The 16,994-nt window shown below is 63.5% G+C and carries 14 protein-coding genes; 5 read left to right on the top strand and 9 right to left on the bottom strand.

Annotation, left to right across the window (positions count from 1 at the left end):
• Positions 1 to 5 precede the first annotated feature (5 nt).
• The 4 genes from bla to AC0L2J_RS07420 form a co-directional block, all read right to left on the bottom strand.
• Positions 6 to 965, bottom strand: coding sequence for a subclass B3 metallo-beta-lactamase (gene bla / locus AC0L2J_RS07435; protein ID WP_473388226.1), 960 nt, complete (start codon positions 963 to 965; stop codon positions 6 to 8).
• Positions 966 to 1,192: 227 nt separating this feature from the next.
• Positions 1,193 to 2,224, bottom strand: a complete 1,032-nt coding sequence (locus tag AC0L2J_RS07430) for a Cj0069 family protein (RefSeq protein ID WP_473388223.1) — start codon at positions 2,222 to 2,224, stop codon at positions 1,193 to 1,195.
• A 369-nt stretch (positions 2,225 to 2,593) separates the two neighbouring features.
• Positions 2,594 to 3,007 (bottom strand): nucleoside diphosphate kinase regulator, encoded by a 414-nt coding sequence (gene rnk, locus AC0L2J_RS07425; RefSeq protein ID WP_473251303.1) that lies wholly within the window; start codon positions 3,005 to 3,007, stop codon positions 2,594 to 2,596.
• Positions 3,008 to 3,016: 9 nt separating this feature from the next.
• A complete protein-coding gene (locus tag AC0L2J_RS07420) occupies positions 3,017 to 3,508 on the bottom strand; it encodes a GreA/GreB family elongation factor (RefSeq protein WP_473388221.1) in 492 nt (163 codons plus the stop codon).
• 511 nt (positions 3,509 to 4,019) lie between these two features.
• On the opposite strand from AC0L2J_RS07420, the gene AC0L2J_RS07415 reads away from it, so the two are divergent.
• From AC0L2J_RS07415 to AC0L2J_RS07405, 3 genes are all read left to right on the top strand, one after another.
• A complete protein-coding gene (locus AC0L2J_RS07415) occupies positions 4,020 to 4,445 on the top strand; it encodes a hypothetical protein (protein WP_473388218.1) in 426 nt (141 codons plus the stop codon).
• A gap of 312 nt (positions 4,446 to 4,757) precedes the next feature.
• Positions 4,758 to 5,135, top strand: coding sequence for a response regulator (locus tag AC0L2J_RS07410; protein ID WP_473388216.1), 378 nt, complete (start codon positions 4,758 to 4,760; stop codon positions 5,133 to 5,135).
• Between the two features lie 33 nt (positions 5,136 to 5,168).
• Positions 5,169 to 5,603 (top strand): response regulator transcription factor, encoded by a 435-nt coding sequence (locus AC0L2J_RS07405; protein ID WP_473388214.1) that lies wholly within the window; start codon positions 5,169 to 5,171, stop codon positions 5,601 to 5,603.
• 1,051 nt (positions 5,604 to 6,654) lie between these two features.
• Here AC0L2J_RS07405 and AC0L2J_RS07400 read toward each other — a convergent pair.
• Genes AC0L2J_RS07400 through AC0L2J_RS07390 form a run of 3 tightly spaced genes read right to left on the bottom strand, consistent with a single transcriptional unit; the run spans position 6,655 to position 10,128 of the window.
• A complete protein-coding gene (locus AC0L2J_RS07400; RefSeq protein WP_007608261.1) occupies positions 6,655 to 7,239 on the bottom strand; it encodes a DUF1254 domain-containing protein in 585 nt (194 codons plus the stop codon).
• Entirely contained in the window at positions 7,236 to 7,814 is a 579-nt protein-coding gene (locus AC0L2J_RS07395) for a DUF1214 domain-containing protein (RefSeq protein WP_007593444.1), read from the bottom strand. Before AC0L2J_RS07395 ends, AC0L2J_RS07400 begins: the two co-directional genes overlap by 4 nt.
• 25 nt (positions 7,815 to 7,839) lie before the next feature.
• Positions 7,840 to 10,128: a transglycosylase domain-containing protein gene (locus AC0L2J_RS07390; RefSeq protein WP_473388212.1), complete on the bottom strand. Its 2,289-nt coding sequence runs from the start codon at positions 10,126 to 10,128 to the stop codon at positions 7,840 to 7,842.
• 294 nt (positions 10,129 to 10,422) lie between these two features.
• Between AC0L2J_RS07390 and AC0L2J_RS07385 the strand changes: the two genes are divergently transcribed.
• Together AC0L2J_RS07385 and AC0L2J_RS07380 are read left to right on the top strand one after the other, a co-directional pair.
• Positions 10,423 to 10,938, top strand: coding sequence for a YcgN family cysteine cluster protein (locus AC0L2J_RS07385; protein WP_063993066.1), 516 nt, complete (start codon positions 10,423 to 10,425; stop codon positions 10,936 to 10,938).
• Between the two features lie 169 nt (positions 10,939 to 11,107).
• Positions 11,108 to 12,688, top strand: a complete 1,581-nt coding sequence (locus AC0L2J_RS07380; RefSeq protein ID WP_007608265.1) for an MDR family MFS transporter — start codon at positions 11,108 to 11,110, stop codon at positions 12,686 to 12,688.
• A 6-nt stretch (positions 12,689 to 12,694) separates the two neighbouring features.
• Here AC0L2J_RS07380 and AC0L2J_RS07375 read toward each other — a convergent pair whose 3' ends face one another.
• Together AC0L2J_RS07375 and AC0L2J_RS07370 are read right to left on the bottom strand one after the other, a co-directional pair.
• The gene (locus tag AC0L2J_RS07375) at positions 12,695 to 15,196 is read right to left on the bottom strand and encodes a GAF domain-containing sensor histidine kinase (RefSeq protein ID WP_473388210.1); all 2,502 of its coding nucleotides are present in this window, start codon (positions 15,194 to 15,196) and stop codon (positions 12,695 to 12,697) included.
• A 114-nt stretch (positions 15,197 to 15,310) separates the two neighbouring features.
• On the bottom strand, positions 15,311 to 16,966 hold the full coding sequence (locus AC0L2J_RS07370) for a thiamine pyrophosphate-requiring protein (protein WP_473388290.1): 1,656 nt from the start codon (positions 16,964 to 16,966) through the stop codon (positions 15,311 to 15,313).
• Between the last annotated feature and the right edge of the window lie 28 nt (positions 16,967 to 16,994).

The raw sequence follows: 16,994 nt of genomic DNA, 5'->3' as shown, positions 1-16,994 counted from the left end.
CCTCGCTATTTTGGCGGTGCTTTTGGAACGCCCAGCTCCTCGTCGACCTGGTCCTCGAAATCCCGCTTCTTTTCGGCGATGAAGCGCCGATAGCCTTCGGGATCAATCCACGCCTTGACGCCCTCGGTCTTTGCGCGCTGCTGCTTGCGCTCGAGGCCGTAATATTCGTTGTGCTGGGCCAACCAGATGTCGGGCTTCAGCATCTCGAGAAAATGATGCGTATTGCGATAGTCGTTTTCGATGCCAGGATAGGACGGATCTCTTGCGAGCCGATAGCCCGGATTGAATCCGGCACCGTCGGGAAAGGCGACGACGTATGCCGTGCCGTCCGCGACGATGTTGGCGACCCAGGTGGTCGCACCGCGCGTGTGGCCCGGTGTGTGGTAGGCCGATAGCAGAACGTCTCCCATCCTGATCTGGTCGCCGTCGCGCAAGATCCGGTCGACCTTGACGGCGGGATAGACGAAGTCGTCAGCATATTTGAAGTCGCCGAGATCGCCGCTCTCCATCGCGGCCACATCGTCCTTCATCACGGCGAGTTGCGCGCCGAATTTCTGCTTGAAGAATGCGAAAGCGCCGGCGTGATCGATATGCGCATGGCCGTTGATCATGAGCTTGATGTCTTCGGGCTTGAAGCCCAGTTTCCGGATGGAATCCACGATCATCGGACCGGATGAGGGCATGCCCGTGTTCATGAGGACGTGGCCTTCTGAGGTCGTAAACAGGAACGCACCCAGCCCCTTGGTCCCGACGAAATAGATGGGACCGACGATATGCACCGGGTCGGCCGGCTCTTCCCATTTGAGCACCTTTTTCGCCAGTGAAATGAACAGGTTGTTGTCGCGCGCGAGCTGCTCCTTGGTCGGTGCGGCTTCCGGCCCGGTCTGCGAAGCGGATTGGCTGGCGAAGCCGAAGACGAATGACGTTGCGAGGAGCAGAAGCGCTGCCCGGCGCGGACTACTCATGTCGACCTCCCAAGAACAATCGTTCCAAAAACTACCCCGGGTTGCCGGAAATCGCCAGCCAGGTTTCTGTCGGGTCGTCCACTTGGCTTCGACGGCGACTATCGTGAGCACAGCAGCGCCGGCGAATATCGCGCAACAGCCAGCCGAGAGGGCGCGAAGCTGGTAGCGGAGGTAGCGTGGTGGTCACCCCCACGCTGCCGGAGACCCCAAGTGCGTGAACTGGCCCTCTAAGTCTGCGTCAACCGCTGCTTCACCGTTCGCGAGATCGCAGCCGGGGCCTCCTCGGGAATCGCGAAGCATGAGCTCGCGTTGATCTCGCACAGGACGTAGGTGTCGACACCGTCCGCATCTTTCGGACCATACAGGAAGTCCGCGTCCCAGATGACCGGGAGCGAGCCTTCGTCGATGTCCAGTGTCTTCATCATTCCAGGGGTCCACTCTTCTTCCATCAATCGACGCAGCCGCTGGAAGCGCGGGTCTGCGTTCGAGGTGTAGAGGCGCGGTCCCGCCTCGGAACGGGCGGCCGGCGAGTCGACCAGGGCTTTGACTTTGTGATAGCCGAAGCCGGCACAGCGATCGCCCGACATATAGCAGCGCACCACGCCTTCGCTCAAGCGCGGCTGGAATGGCTGATCGACCACGCTGCCATTTTCGAAATATTCGGCGCAGCGATGGAGAAAATGATCCAGCGTCAGTTCCTCGGAGCCATCCTTGGTCGCGTCCAGCACCTTTATCATCGGGAAACCCGGTAGCTTCTCGACCTTCCACACGCCTTGGCCGCCGTTGCCGCGGCTGCGCTTGACCACGCGCGGACCGGTGGCGAGCCGTGTCGGTAACTCGGCGCGCATGGCCTCGGTGGTTCGATATAAAGCCGTGTCGCATCCCCACCCCATCGAGCGGGTGCGATAGAGTACCTCCTTGGTGCCCATCTTGAGAATGACGTCCGGATGAGCGCTGACCCACACGCCGTGCGCCGCAACGTCGCGCAGCAGGGGATCGAGCTCAACGCGCGTCTTGCCCTGATGGATCGGATCGACCCAGACGAGCACGCCGCTCGCCGCAAGCAACTGCTCGCGGACCTCTTCGGCGAAGCTTTCGTCGTAGATTGCCGGGCGCGCCTCGATGCCGACGGCGACGAGTGCTTCAAAGACACGGATGAAGCGGCTGTTTTGCGCCGTCGCATCGCGGCGCGCGGCAGCGTCGCCTCGCGAGAGGATGGCGACTGTGTGTTGGTGAGAAGGGTGTCGTTCGGTGTCCATGCGCAAGCTCCACAAATGGCGTGCTGCGCAGAGCTTGGACCGAGGCCTCACGGGGAGTCTGCTTGGTCCCCACGCAAAGGAGACTAACGAGGCTGTTCGCGAGTTTCAAGACGTGACTGGCACGGTTCCGCGGAGCGGTGAGCTCTTCGTGACGTTCGCCGGCAGATAGCGTGACGCCGTTCGATGATCTGACATATGTTGAGACCAAATGAGCGTTTCGTCACCTGCCGGAGATTGCCATGAACGTTCGATGCCTGTCGGTCGTGACGGCCCTGCTGATTGCGTCGGGCCAGATCCGGGTGCGATGCCTTTGGAGCGGCGCGCTCACATCGCAAGACGGCGATGCTCAATCTGACCTATCACACGGGCTTATTCGGATACATTGAGAACGGTCAGGCCCCTGGTGCGCTTGTGTGGCGTCTCGAAGTCGATCCGCTGCCCCGGCGATAGGCCGATCAAGGCCGCTCCAACAGGCGTCAGGACCGAGATCCGATTGAGCTCGATGTTTGCCTCGTGCGGATAGACCAGCACGATCTCTCGGCTCGCACCCGTCTCGTCGTCGCGATAGGTCACTTTCGAACCCATCCTGATCACGCCTCGCAAGTTGTTCTCGTCCGTCACCGTGGCACGTTCCATCTCCCGAGCCAGAAAATGGGCCACTCGCGGAAACAGATCCATGCTCGAATTGGCCAAGGAACTGAGGCGCCGCGATTCGTCCTCAGTGATCTTGATCGGCGGCAACGCCGGCTGTTCTCGCCGGCTCTCAGCTTCGAAATTGCGCATTGGTCGCTCCTATGCTGCGGTTGGTCCGGGGTCGTCATCGCACGGGTTGCCTGACCGCCTCGGCCCCCTCCGGAAGAGTGGGACAACCTTCGAATGCGATGGGGTCAGGCTTTGGACCCTGACGACATTCAGACATCCGGCGACGAAGTACGGCATTTGATCGCCGACCTGCAGTCCGATCAAAGCTGTACCCAGCGGGGTCAACACCGAAATGCAGGCGGGATCCGACCAGCACTCCTCAGGCCAGACCAGTTGCACGGTGCGACGCGGAACGCCCCAATTCGTGCAATGGGTGACCCATGATCCGATCGTCACGAAAGGACGGACGGCGTCCGCTTCGTCCGGGACGATATTGGCGCGGTTGATTTCGCGCATGAGGAATATCCCGTCCAAATCTCCTTTTTGGACGGCGAGGCGGGCGAGCTGTTCGAGCCGCGGATAGTCTGATGAGGTCAGTGCGATTTTTGGAAGAGGCAGCACGGCGCACTCCTTCTGCTTCAAGACGACCTCTCGAGTGGAGGTCACGAAAGCTGGAAAAGAGCCCGGACGGCGCGAACACCGTCCGGCTAACTGCCTGCTTGGAGGCGGCCGGCGTGAAGACCAAAGCGCACGGTGCGCGCATCAATGTCGATGACGTAAGCCATGATGCTCTGACTATAGTAGTTCATTTCCCTGGAAACATTGCGACGAAACCGCACAGCACCTCTGCACAGGAAATATCGAGAGGGGACAAAGGAGCGTCGTTGGAGTGAGACGATATTGCTTTTCCGATCACGGCAACCACGCTCCGCCAACAAAAACCCGCGCCGGATCGCTCAGCGCGGGTGAACTTATCGATGATGCCATTGTGCCGGTGTTTTGCCCGACGTGTCAAAGTCTGGCCGATGCTGCGCGAAGGATTCGTATGCCCGTCCGGTTTTCCACAACGCGAGGGGTAGTGGTGTTCGGCCGTTCCAGCCCACCAACAATCGATAATTTGTCAACGCGAGCCGGGCCGTCTTCATAGGAGGACATGGGCACGAAATCACGAGAGATCATCTGGGGCGGCTGGATCATGGGGGCGGAGATTTCCGCCAAGCACGCTCGCGAAGTTGCCACGAAAGCAGTTCGTGAAGCCGATCGGGCGGAAGCCGAAGCCTGCTCGGTGCGGATGGAAGGCTACGGGGGTCCCGCGCAGCCGTCCCCCACAATCGCGCAATGCCTCAATGGCGGCATGCGTTGGCTCGAGGTCGAGTGCAACAGGTGCAAGGCGCGAGCGAGCCTGCCGCTCGATCTGATCCGCCGCCCGCGGGATACGCCGATCTGGAAGCTCGTAGCGTCCCGGAAGTGCCGGTCATGCCGAAAGGGACGTTCCGCGCCGCCTGCCCACATGATCAGGCTGACCGCGACACAAAGCATCACCCCGTACAAATGGGTGCATCCGACTGAAGAGCGGTAGGATCGATGAGCGCGCGCTGAGCGTCGTCTGATGCTTGAGATGGTGCTCCCTGCCATACTCAATTCCTGGGCACTCGACCGAAAACAACATCAGGTTCAGCTCAGAAGCTGTCGTCGTCTCGAGAGCGGCAATCACCGCTGTGGGCCACAACCAGGCTCCTCTCGTTCTTGCAACTGGACGCGTTAACATACCTGGACGGTTAGCAAGGCTGCTGCGCCTTAGGGGGGCCGTCACCGTGGAACAAAATCTCCGAGCACTGATTAGATTTCCGGCCAACCCATTGAACGAGTGGCAAAAGTGAACACAGGCAGGATGCTCGACACCGACCCCAATCCCGCTTCGAAGCGTCCTGTGCTCGTCGTTGAGGACGATGTGCTGGTCCGCATCATGGTCGCGGATGAACTTAGAGAGAACGGTCTCGCGGTGATCGAGTGCGGCGATGCAGACGAAGCGCTGGACGTTCTTCACTCTGGGACTCAGGTTTCGCTGGTCGTGACTGACGTTCGAATGCCAGGGTCAATGGACGGCGCGGAACTCGCAACTTTGATCAAACGCGATTTTCCCACTCTAAAAGTAATACTTACATCATCGGAGGCACCACCCTCCGGCGCCGAATTCGATCTTTTTGTTCCGAAACCGTGGGACCTTCCGAAAGTCGTACAGCGGATCAGAGCGATTGCCGGTTGGTAAGGAACGAAGACTGCCACTCGTCGGTTGTCCGGCATGCAAACGAACCAATCAGCCACCCCCCGTTCCATCGTGCTTGCACAGCAAGACGTGCTGCTCCGCATGGCGCTGGCCGATTTTCTACGCGGCTGCGGTTACAAGGTGTTGGAGGCGCGCTCAGCAGACGAAGCAATCGCGTTGCTTGATGAAGGGACCATTCCGGTGGATCTCGTTGTCAGCAGCGTGGAGTTGGCCGGAGATGGGTTCGGCATCGCAAAATGGCTGAGAGATCATCGGCCCGCTCTTCAGTTGCACCTCACCGCAAGTACCAAGCGAGCCGTCGAGGTCGCGGGGTCGCTTTGCGAGAGCGGTCCGCTTCCGGCTCCTTACAACGCTCAAATTCTCCATCGTCGAATACTTCGGCTCATGGGTGGGCGGCGGCAGCGACCTCATGACGAACACCAGACAGTGGCTAAGGCGTCAGAGAGATAAACCGAATTGGTCAGCGTGTGGGGATTGCCGAGCACCACGAGCGGACGCCGCTGCGCGGCGCCGATAATCCCCATCGACAACAAAGATTCGGCGGGTCATCGTCAGGTGACCGCGACAGTGGTGATACAACAGCTGCGTTGCGCACCGTCTCTCGCTTTCAAGCCAAGCTCTTCATCGCGGGCAGCTGCCGTCGCGCCGGGCTAGCGATAGATCAGGGCTCCGATGCAAAGAACCAGCATCGTCAGGCTAAGCGCAACGGTAACGAGCGCGCGCTCGGCTTTGCTGGTCAGCTCCTCTTCGTTCATGACAACTCTCCCTGCCGCAAGGTCAACCTGCATGCCTTCACCTTGTTCCCCGCGCTAGCGGACGCGATGCTTGGTGGCTCCGACCTGATCCACGTACATGCCGCAGGAGGAAGTGCCGCCAACGTGAACCGCTCTCTGCCGCTTGTGTGCACTAGTGCGCCGACGGAAGCTTCCGCCAATATCTACGTTCCGACGTCACCGCCCGATCAGTGGCTGTTATCGGTGATGAGAACGCTGCTTGCGCTCCCGCCTCCTCCGGAACGGACGTGCAGTGAGCCACCGACGCAAGTTCAACGAATCGCACCAAGAGGGTCTTGCAGAAGAGGCCGTTCGTCTTCGCTCAGCCGCGGAACTGCTCCCGCCAGGGCCGGTGAGAGATGCCGTCCTCAGACGCGCACGCTGGGCTGAAACAAGCTTGTCGTTAGATGATTGGCTCAACTCGCCAGGACTACAGCCACCGACCTGAAGGTGAAGTCGAGCTGCAGGCATTCAAGCCATCTTCGGTTTGAGGCTCCGCCAACAAAAAACCCGCGCCGGATTGCTCCGCGCGGGTGAACTTTCGATGGTGGCATTCTGCCAGTGTTTTGCCCGACGAGTCAAATCCGAACAGCGCGACGGGCAGGGATGTATCGGTCCGGCAAACGCCTATTTGATGCAACAAAAATGGCTAATGATTTCAATGCCAACGCTACTGTGCATGGGGTTGTTTTCGACTTTTTGTTTTTGCGGTCCCGAAGCGGCGCGCGTCAGCGGCGTCCACGCGGCGCTTCCGCCTTGGCCGGCGCCTCGGTCTGCGGTCCGCAGCTCGCGGCCGCGAGCGAGCCTTGCGCCTGCGGCATCAGGCCGGGCTCGGGGGCGAGCGCCTTCATCACGATCAGGCCGGTGGTGCTGGGGGAGTCGATGATCAGGCGGTCGGCCGCGGTGATCTCTTCGTCCTCGGGTAGCTCGTTGTGCTGCGGCTCGGTCATCAGATCGAGCTCGATCACCTTCTTGCCGGCGGAGCGATCGTTGATGGCGTAATAGGCGATCTCGTTGCGGGTGTAGAACGACACCGAGGTGTAGGCCTGGCTGACGGGGACCGTCAGCTTGATCGGCCCGTTCGACAGATCGTAGCGGCAGATCGCGAGCGCAAAGGCCGGGTCCATGAACGGCATCGGCGAGGTCTGCGGATCGGCCAGCGGAAGCTGCGTGACGGCGTTGAGCTTCGTCATCGGCGTCAGCCGCGAATAGGCATCCTGGGTCGCGATCCGCGGCAACGCCAGCACGCTGACGAGATGAACCACGAGGCCCAGCACCACGCCGGCAACGATGGTGAACAACAGCCGGATCATGAGCAGCCCGCCGTCGTGATCGTGGGCATCGGTGCGTCGCGCTGGGTGCGTGTGGCAACGCCGACCGGAGTGTCGTAGAGCCGCAGCATCAGCGCGTAGCGCTCGATGCCACCGGTCGGCAGCCAGTTGCCGGCGCGCGAGCGCGAGGCGATGCGGATCTCGAACGAGCCGTCGGACTGCCGCACGATCTCCTGGCTGGTGAAGCCGTAGCGCTGCAGCGAATTGGGGACGAGATGACCCTTGCGGTCGTAAAGCGTCAGCGTCCAGAACCGCGCCGGCGGCGTCACGCCGGAGACGACGACGTCGCAGCGGCCGTCAAGCACCTTCTTCTTGTCGTCGGCGGTTGCGGTGAAGGCGACGCCGTCGCCGGTTCCGATCGGCAGCTCGCCGTTGCGCACGATGGTGGCGCGCGAATAGGGATCGACGTCGGCGGTGCCGGTGCGCGGACGCGCGGTCCAGGGGCCGATGGTCAGCGCGCCGATCTCGGTGCCGCGCGTTGTCGTCATCCAGGTCGCGCCGACGCCCACCACGGTTGCGAGCAGAAGGGCCGTCAATGTGATCAGGATCAGCCGCACTTGTTTCGATCAGTTCTTGTTTCGATTAGTTCTTGCGCGGGGCGGATGCGTTCGCATTCTCTTCCGCATAGTTCTGCGGGAAGGCGAGCGCGCTCGTGGACGATGCCGGCTTGGCTTGCTTGGGATCGGTGGCGGCCGATTTGGTCGCGATCCTGGCCGCGTCATCCAGCAGCTTTTCGACGCGCACCAAAACGTCGGCGCCGCGCTTGGTCAATACCGGCGGCGGACCGGGCTTGGTCTCCAGCACCTTCGGCGCCGCATTGGCCTGCGCGTTGGCGATCCGCTCGGGAGGCAGCTTCTGGCCCATGCCGATGCCGGCGATCTCCCGCACCTCGACGCCCTGATGCGCCGCGAGCATGATGTCGTGCCAGGTCTGCGCCGGCAGCGAGCCGCCGGTCATGCGGTTGGTGGGCGAATAATCGTCATTGCCGTACCAGACCGCGCAGGTGAAATTGCCGGTGTAGCCGACGAACCAGGCGTCGCGATACGCATTGGTCGTGCCGGTCTTGCCCGCGGTCGGAATGCCGTCGAGCGCTGCGCGGCGCGCGGTGCCTTCGCTGACGACGTGGCTCATCATGCCGGCCATGTCGGCGGCTACCGAGGCGGGAATTGCCTGGCGCGGCTTCGGGCCGTCGCGGTCCCAGCGCCAGACCGGATCGCCCGCGCCGGTGCGCACTTCCAGCACGGAATGCGGCGTCACCGCCTTGCCGCGGTTGGGAAAGGTCGCATACGCCACCGCGTGCTCGAGCACGGTGACTTCGTCCGAGCCGATCGGCAGCGACGGCGTGTCGGGCAGCGGCGCCTTGAGGCCGAAGCGGCGCGCGACCTCGACGATCTTGGCGCGGCCGATCTTGGCCGGGTTCGGCGCCTTCGGCTGCTCCCTCTGGCCGATCGCGATCGACAGCTTGACGGGCACCACGTTGATCGAACGCGTGATCGCCTGCGTCAGGGTCACCGCGCCGGAATAGGAATGGCCATAGTTCTGCGGGCACCAATTGCCGATGCAGACCGGGCCGTCGACCACGATCGAATTCGGCGTGAAGCCGTTGAGGAGCGCGGTGGTGTAGACGTAAGGCTTGAACGAGGAGCCCGGCTGGCGATAGGCGTCGGTGGCGCGGTTGAACTGGCTGGCGCCGTAGTCGCGGCCGCCGACCATGGCGCGGATGCCGCCGTCGAGATCGGACACGACGGTGGCGGCCTGGGTCGCATGATAGTCGCGGCCGAACTGGCGCAGCTGGTTCTCGACCGCGTCTTCCGCCGCCTTCTGCACATTGGTGTCGATCGCGAGCCGGACCACGAAGACGCGCTCGGTGTAGGATTTCGGGAAGGTGTCGACCAGCTTGCGCATCTCGTCGAAGGCGTAGTCGAGATAATAATTCGGCGACGCCTCGTAGCGGCGGTCGACCGCGAAGGCGGGGTTGCGGCGAGCGCCGAACACCTGGCCCTCGGTCATGAAGCCGGCGTCGACGAGATTGTCGAGCACGACGTTGGCGCGGGCGCGGGCGGCGGGCAGGTTGATGTGGGGCGCATATTTGGTCGGCGCCTTGAACAGGCCGGCGAGCATCGCGGCTTCGGCAAGCGTCACGTCACGTGCCGACTTGTTGAAGTAGAAGTGCGCGGCGCCGTCGACGCCGAAGGTGCCGCCGCCCATATAGGCCCGGTCGAGATAAAGCTTGAGGATCTCGTTCTTGGTCAGGCGCCATTCCAGCCAGACCGCGAGGAAGGCTTCGTTGACCTTGCGCTCGATGGTGCGCTCGTTGCTCAGGAACAGGTTCTTGGCGAGCTGCTGGGTGATCGAGGAGCCGCCCTGGCGGACGCCGCCGGCCTGGGCGTTGGTGACGAGCGCGCGCGCGGTGCCGGCGATGTCGATGCCGAAATGCTCGTAGAAGCGGCGGTCCTCGGTGGCGAGCGTCGCCTTGATCAGCACGTCCGGAAAATCTTCCAGCGGGATCGAATCGTTGTGCTTGATGCCGCGGCTGCCGATCGGGTTGCCGTAGCGGTCGAGGAAGGTCACCGCGAGGTCGGACTTCTTCAGCCAGTCCTCGTCCGCGGTCTCGCGGAAGGCGGGGATGGCGAGGGTCAGCATCACCACCAGGCCGCCGAGGCCGAGGGTCGCAGCCTCCGACAGCGGCTCGATGAACACCCAGCGCTTCCACCGCCCGACATAGAAGCGATCCATGAAGGTCGAGTAGCGCTCGTAGAGCTCGCGGATGCCCTTGGCTGAGGAGAACAGCGACGAGTCGATGCGCGCATCGAGATCCAGGAAGAAATTCCGGATCCGGGCCTTCCAATGCGGTGGTATGATCTGGCGCACCTAGAACCCTTGCGGCTTGGTTCGAAAGCGTTCAAGCACCCGGCCGGGGCGGCATCGAGACGTCTTGCGGGAGAGTTGCGGCAAACCCAAGGCGCCCGGCCAGCGACGGTGGGGACTTGCTGTTCCTTCTAGCCGAGCAGGGCCTATAAACCAATGGTCACGCTTGCGATTTTGAACAACAGGCCTAATTGACCCCGGTTCATTACGGGCCTCACGCGGGCGCTGCTTGCAGCCCTAGGTCCGCACGCCCTAGATGGCACCAGTCGTAGCTCTTTCGAACTTTTGTTGAGGCGCATGACCGCAGCTCCCAAACGACCTTCAGGCCAAGAAGGATTCTTCTGGAAAACCAAGACGTTGGAAGAGATGTCGGGGCCCGAATGGGAGAGCCTGTGCGACGGCTGCGGCCGCTGCTGCCTGAACAAGCTCGAGGAAGAGGGCACCGGCGACATCTACTTCACCCATGTCGGCTGCAAGCTGCTCGATGGGGTGACCTGCGGCTGCAAGGACTATGCGAATCGTTCCGACAAGGTTCCGGACTGCGTCCGCCTGACCCCGGCCAATGTCCGCACCCTGAACTGGCTGCCGCCGAGCTGCGGCTACAAGCTCGTCGCGGAAGGGCGCGACCTCTATTGGTGGCATCCGCTGGTGTCAGGTGATCCCGACACCGTGCATGAGGCCGGCGTCTCCGTACGCGGACGGGTCGAAGGCAGCGAGGTGGAGATTCCGGACGACGAGCTCGAGAACCACATTGTGCAGTGGCCGGCGCAGCTGCCGAAACGGGCCCGTCTGAAGCGACGTCCGAAGGACTGATCCGCCAAGGGGTTTGGACAGGGGATTCGGATCACGTGTTCGGGATGGCCGTGGGGTGGGATGCTCCCATGCGCCGCGGTGCCTGCCTGGGAAGAACTTTGCTGTCTACATTGGACTGCATAGAACGAATCCTTCGCGGCGTTGCGCCGCCTCATGGCTTCCGATCGAGATGAACAAGTTCGAGCGGCAGAGCGGTTCTGCCGACCCCCAGACATTGCCTGACGATATCGCCGAAGAGCTGTCGCGCCTTCCGAGCGAGGTCTTGAGCGTCGATGACGCTCCTTCGCTCGCGCCGCCGGCGCCGCTGTCGCAGGACGAGGTCCGCACCATCGTCATCAGCCTGATGCTGACGATGTTCCTGGCCGCACTCGACCAGACCATCGTCGCGACCGCGCTGCCGACCATCGGACGCCAGTTCCACGACGTCTCCAATCTCTCCTGGGTCATTACCGCCTATCTGCTCGCCTCGACCGCGGTCGCGCCGGTTTTCGGCACGCTCAGCGACATCTATGGCCGCCGCGCGATGATCATCATCTCGCTCAGCCTGTTCGTCGCGGGCTCGGTGCTGTGCGCGATCGCTCCGAACCTGCCGATGCTGATTCTTGCACGAGGTCTCCAGGGGCTGGGTGGCGGCGGCATCATGCCGGTGGTGCAGACCGTGATCTCCGACGTCGTGAGCCCACGCGAGCGCGGCCAGTACCAAGCCTATTTTTCCAGCGTCTGGATGGTCGGCGGCATTCTAGGGCCTGTCATCGGCGGCGTGTTCGCCGAGCATCTGCACTGGTCGATGATCTTCTGGATCAATGTGCCGCTCGCGGCCGCGGCGATTGCTCTGCTGTTGCCCAGGATGAAGAAGATCCCGGTGTTCCACCGCAAGCGCAAGGTCGACTGGCTCGGCGGCGTGCTGCTGATGGCCTCGGCGGTCGTCTTCATGCTGGTGCTGACCTGGGGCGGCACGCGCTTCCCGTGGCTCTCGCCGACCGTGCTTGCGATGGTGGGCGGCGCCGTCGCACTCGCGGTCACCTTCGTGTGGCACGCGCGCCGCGCGGACGAGCCGTTCCTTCCGCTGTCGCTGCTCGGAGGATCGGTTGTGCCGTTCGGGCTGACGGCCGGCGGCTGTGCGCTCGGTGCGATCACGGGGCTCACGGTGCAGCTGCCGCTCTATTACGAGGCGGTCTATCATCTCAGCGCCAGCGAAGCGGGCCTCGCGCTGATTCCGCTCGCGGCGGTCTCGACCGTCGGCGCGGCCGTTGCCGGTCGCACCATGGCGCGCGCCAAGCACTACAAGCGGGTCGCCATCGTCGGAACGTCCTGGGCCGCGCTGTGCGGCCTCGCCCTCACGTTGACGACGCTGCCGCTCTGGGCGCTGCTGACGCTGATGGCTGCCTTTGCACTTGGCCTCGGTACCACCTTTCCGGTTTGCGTGGTCTCGGTGCAGAATTCGGTCGCCCGTCCGCAGGTCGGCACCATCACCGGCGCGTTGAACTTCTTCCGCTCGCTGATGTCCTCGTTCACGGTCGCGGCGTTCGCGGCCATCCTGCTCATTGCACTTGGCGCCGACGTTCCGCTCGCCGGCGAGCATCACGGCGCCGTCAATGCGATCCCCGCCGACGACATGCGGCATGCGTTCCGTTATGTCTTCGGCGCCGCCACCGCGCTGATGGCCGGCGCCGCGCTCTGCCTGATCATGATGGAGGAGCGGCCGCTGGCCGGGCCCTCCACGACGCAACCGGTCGAGATGGCGGAGTAGGAACCGCTAGCCGCGGCCTCCGTCCGGAAAGCTGCTGTTTCGCGGCAATCGAATCGTGAACTCGGTGAACGCGCCGGGCTCCGTCGCGACGTCGATCGTGCCGCCATGCTGCTTCACCACGATGTCGTGGCTCATCGACAATCCAAGGCCGGTGCCTTCGCCGGCCGGCTTGGTGGTGAAGAACGGATCGAACATCTTTTCCTTCACCTCGTGCGGAATGCCGGTGCCGTTGTCACGGATGCGGATCTCGATGCTGTCGCCCAGGTCGCGCGTTGCGGCGATCACCACCGGCTCGTAATCGGTGGCGCCGTCATCCGACTTGCGCTTGGCCACCGCGTGGAAGCCGTTCGAGATCAGGTTCAGCAGCACCCGCGTGATCTCCTGCGGAAACACTGCCGCTTGCCCGGCCGCGGGATCGAGCTCGCGCTTCAGCGTCACGTCGAACTGCGGCTTCTCGGCGCGGGCGCCGTGATAGGCGAGGTTGAGGCTCTCCTCGACCAGCGCGTTGATGTCGCTCAGCCGATGCTCGCCGCCGCCCTCGCGGGAATGCAGCAGCATGTTCTTGACGATGGAGTCGGCGCGCCTGCCGTGCTGCACGATTTTCGCGAGATTGTCCTTCAGGAGCCCGGTCAGCTCGTCGACCTCGCTGCGGACGTCGTCCGCAAGCGGGACAGGCGCGAGCGCCTCGTTCAGCTCGTCCGTCAGCTCGGCGGAGAGCGATGCAAAATTGTTGACGAAGTTAAGCGGGTTCTTGATCTCGTGCGCGATGCCGGCGGTGAGCTGGCCGAGCGAGGCCAGCTTCTCGGTCTGGACCAGCCGGTCCTGGGCCGCGCGCAGGCCGTCGAGCGATTTGGCGAGGTCTCTGGTGCGGTCCTGCACCTCGTTGAACAGGCGCGTGTTCTCGATGGCGATCACGGCCTGGTCGGCAAAGGTCTTGAGCAGGGCGATCGCTTTGTCCGGGAAGGGACCGGGCTCCGGCCGCGTCACGCCGATGGTGCCGATCGCGACGCCGTCGCGCAGCATCGGGATCACGAGGATGCTGCGGTAGCCTCGCGTCCGCGCCAGCTCTCTCATGGCGTCCGTGAGGTCGCGCTCGTTCTGCATGTCGCCGCGGAATGCGAATTCTCCACTCGTCGCCACCCGGCTGTGAATGCCGGACGCCGACAGCGGCGCCGGGAACGAGCTGAGCAGCTCTTCGTTGCCGGCTTCGTTGTCGGTGCTGAAGGCGGCCAGGTGCAGCAGGCGGTCAATGACGCGCGTGACGGTGGAGGAATGTCCGCCGACCAGGGTCTTGGCGCTGTCGGAGATCGCCTGGAACACGGGTGTCACATCCGCGGGCGAGGCCGCGATCACCTTGAGGATGTCGGCGGTCGCGGTCTGCCGTTCAAGCGCTTCCCTCGTGGTGTTGAACAGGCTGACATTCTTGATCGCGATCACCGCCTGGTCGGCGAAGGTCTGCAGCAGCCGCACATGATGCTCGCCGAACGCGCCGGTCGCGCGCCGCGTGGCGATGATGATTCCGATGGCCTCGCCGTCGCTCATCAAGGGCGCGAACAGCATGCTGCGGTAGCCGCGGGCGCGCGCGATGTTGCGGGCCGCCGGTTCGACCTCGGTGTCGGGCAATTGCGCCGCCACACCACCGGCCACGAGTTGGTAGGGCGGGAACTGCGCGAATGGCGCCGGGAACGAGGACTGCAGCACGCGATCGCCGGCCGGATCGGTCGGCGTGAACGCCGCAAGGTGCGCGGCGCCGCCGATGTAGCGCAGCACCGCCGTGGAGAAGCCGCCGATCAGCCGGTTGGCGTTGGCGGCGATAGCGTCGAACACCGGCTGTACGTCGGACGGTGAAGCGGCCATCACTTTCAGGATGTCGGCGGTGGCGGTCTGGCGCTCCAGCGTCTCGCGCGTCTCGTTGAACAGCCGCGCATTCTCGATCGCGATTACCGCCTGGTCGGCAAAGGTCTGGAGCAGCTGCACGAGGTCGGCTGCGAACGCGCCGGGCTCGGCGCGCGTGACGCTAATCATGCCGACTGGCGTCCCCCGATTCATCAGCGGCATGAACAACACGCTGCGGAAGCCGCGCAGTCGCGCAAGGTTCCGGTTCAGCTCCGGGACCTCCACGGCTTCACTATCGGGAAACTGGATCGTCTCGCCGCCGCGCACCAGCGCGAAGGTCGGAAAGTCGGCAATCTTGCGCGGGAACGACGTCTTCAGCCCTTCGTCCGCCTCGGGGCTCGTTGGTGTGAACGCCACGAGGTGGAGCTCGTCCTCGATGAACTGAAGCACGGTGGCGGAGAAGCCGCCGAGCAAACGCCGGGAGCTGGACGCAATCGCCTCGAAGACTGGCCGGGCATCGGACGGAGAGGCCGCGATGGTGCGCAGAATCCCGGCGCTGGCGCTCTGACGATCGCGCGCAGTCGCAAGCTCGCTTCGAAGCTGCGCGTTCTCGGCTGCGGCCGACTGCAACAGGCGCTCGAGTTCATCGACATCGTTGGAAGGGGTGGTCATTCGCATTCCGGCTCGATGCCGCGACATGCGCGGCACCAGGGCGGATTATCACATCTTCTGTGGCCGGAGCCAGCTGCCGCGACAGCGAGTTTTGCTGCCGGAATTCGGCCTGCTTCACGTGCCCGGCCGCGACACCTCGGTCTCCTTGCTGGTGATGAACTCCAGCAGCACGGGAACGCCTTCCTGCGTCTTCTGGATGCCGCGCCTGATCGCGGGGATGATGTCCTCAGGTTTCGTCACCCGCTCGCCATAGCCGCCGAAGGCGCGTGCCATCGCGGCGTAGTCGCCGGAAATGTCGGTCGACCGATATTTCTCGGTCGAGACCGGCATCACCTTCAATTCGATCGCCATCGAAAAATTGTTCAACAGGATCGATATGATCGGGATGCGCTCGCGCACCGCGGTCTCGAAATCCATACCGGTGAAGCCGATCGCCGCGTCGCCCCAGACATTGATGCAGAGCTTGTCGGGCCTTGCGAGCTTGGCGCCCATTGCGAGCCCAAGACCGTAGCCGAGTTGCGTCGTCTTGCCCCAGCCGAGATAGGTGAGAGGCTCGACCGACTTCCAGAACGGCGAGAGCTGGTCGCGCGGGCTGCCGGCATCGTGGGTGATGATGGTGTTGCGGATGTCGACGGTATGTTGCAGGTCCCACAGCACGCGATAGGGGCTCAAGGGCGCATCATTGCTGGTGAGCTTCGGCATCCATTTCGCCAGCCACTCCTCGTGCGAGGCCGCGATCTCGGCCGTGACCACCGATGCGTCCCGATCCGCGCTGACGGTCTTGCCGATCTCCTTCAGCAGCGCGTCGAGCACGAGCCCGGCATCGCCGACGAGGCCTATCCTGGCTTCCACGTCTTTGTTGAGATGGTTCGGATCGAGTGTGGAGTGGATGATGGTCTTGTCTTTCGGCATCGCGATGCCGAAGTTTGTTTCGGTGAAGGAGCAGCCGATGCCGAAAATGACGTCGGCCTCAGTCAGGAACTTCGGCACCGCGCGCGGCACCGCAAGGCCGCCGGAGCCGAGCGAGAGCGGATGCGTTTCCGGAAAGGACGATTTGCCTCCAAGGCTGGTTGTCACGGGAATGGCGAGCCGTTCGGCCAGCCGTTTCAGTTGCGGCCAGGCCTGCGCGTAATGCACGCCCTGGCCCGCATAGATCACCGGACGCTTGGCATTGACGAGCAGGTCGGCCGCTTCCCGCACATGAACAGGGTCCGCCCCAGAGCGGGTGCGCAGCACGGGCGTGTAGTTCAGCGGCTCCGGCACCTCCTCGTTCCACATGTCCGCAGGAATCTCGACGATGACAGGCCCGCCGCGGCCGTTTTTCAGCTTGGTGAAGGCGCGGCGAAAAATGTTGGCGACTTCCGCGGCGAGGATGATCGGCTCCGACGATTTCGAAAATGCTTTCATCGCCTCGCTGGAATTGAAGTTCGGCTCGATATGCGCGAGCCGGCGCTGATAGCCCATCGGCAACACCAGCACGGGAACGGATTCGCCGTAGCATTGCGCGACGCCGCCCATCGCATTCTCCGCGCCGGGGCCATGCTGCATGCAGAACGCGCCGATCGAACGTCCCGATGTCACCCGCGAGATCGCATCCGCCATGTGGATGCCGACGCGCTCCTGCCGCACCATCACCGGCCGGATATCGGCCTTGGCCGCATGCTCGATCAGATGGTTGACCGGATAGCCGCAGAGGATCTCGATCCCCTCGCGCTTCATGATTTCCGCAATCGCGGTGCCGAGCTTCATGACGTCTCTCTCCCTGGGCAGGCCGGTTGCTCCGGCTGATTAGGGAAGA

The organism is Bradyrhizobium sp. MV1.5 (assembly GCF_055807615.1).
The sequence above is the reverse complement of the archived record's forward strand: the minus strand, read 5'-3'. Positions and strand labels throughout refer to the sequence as shown.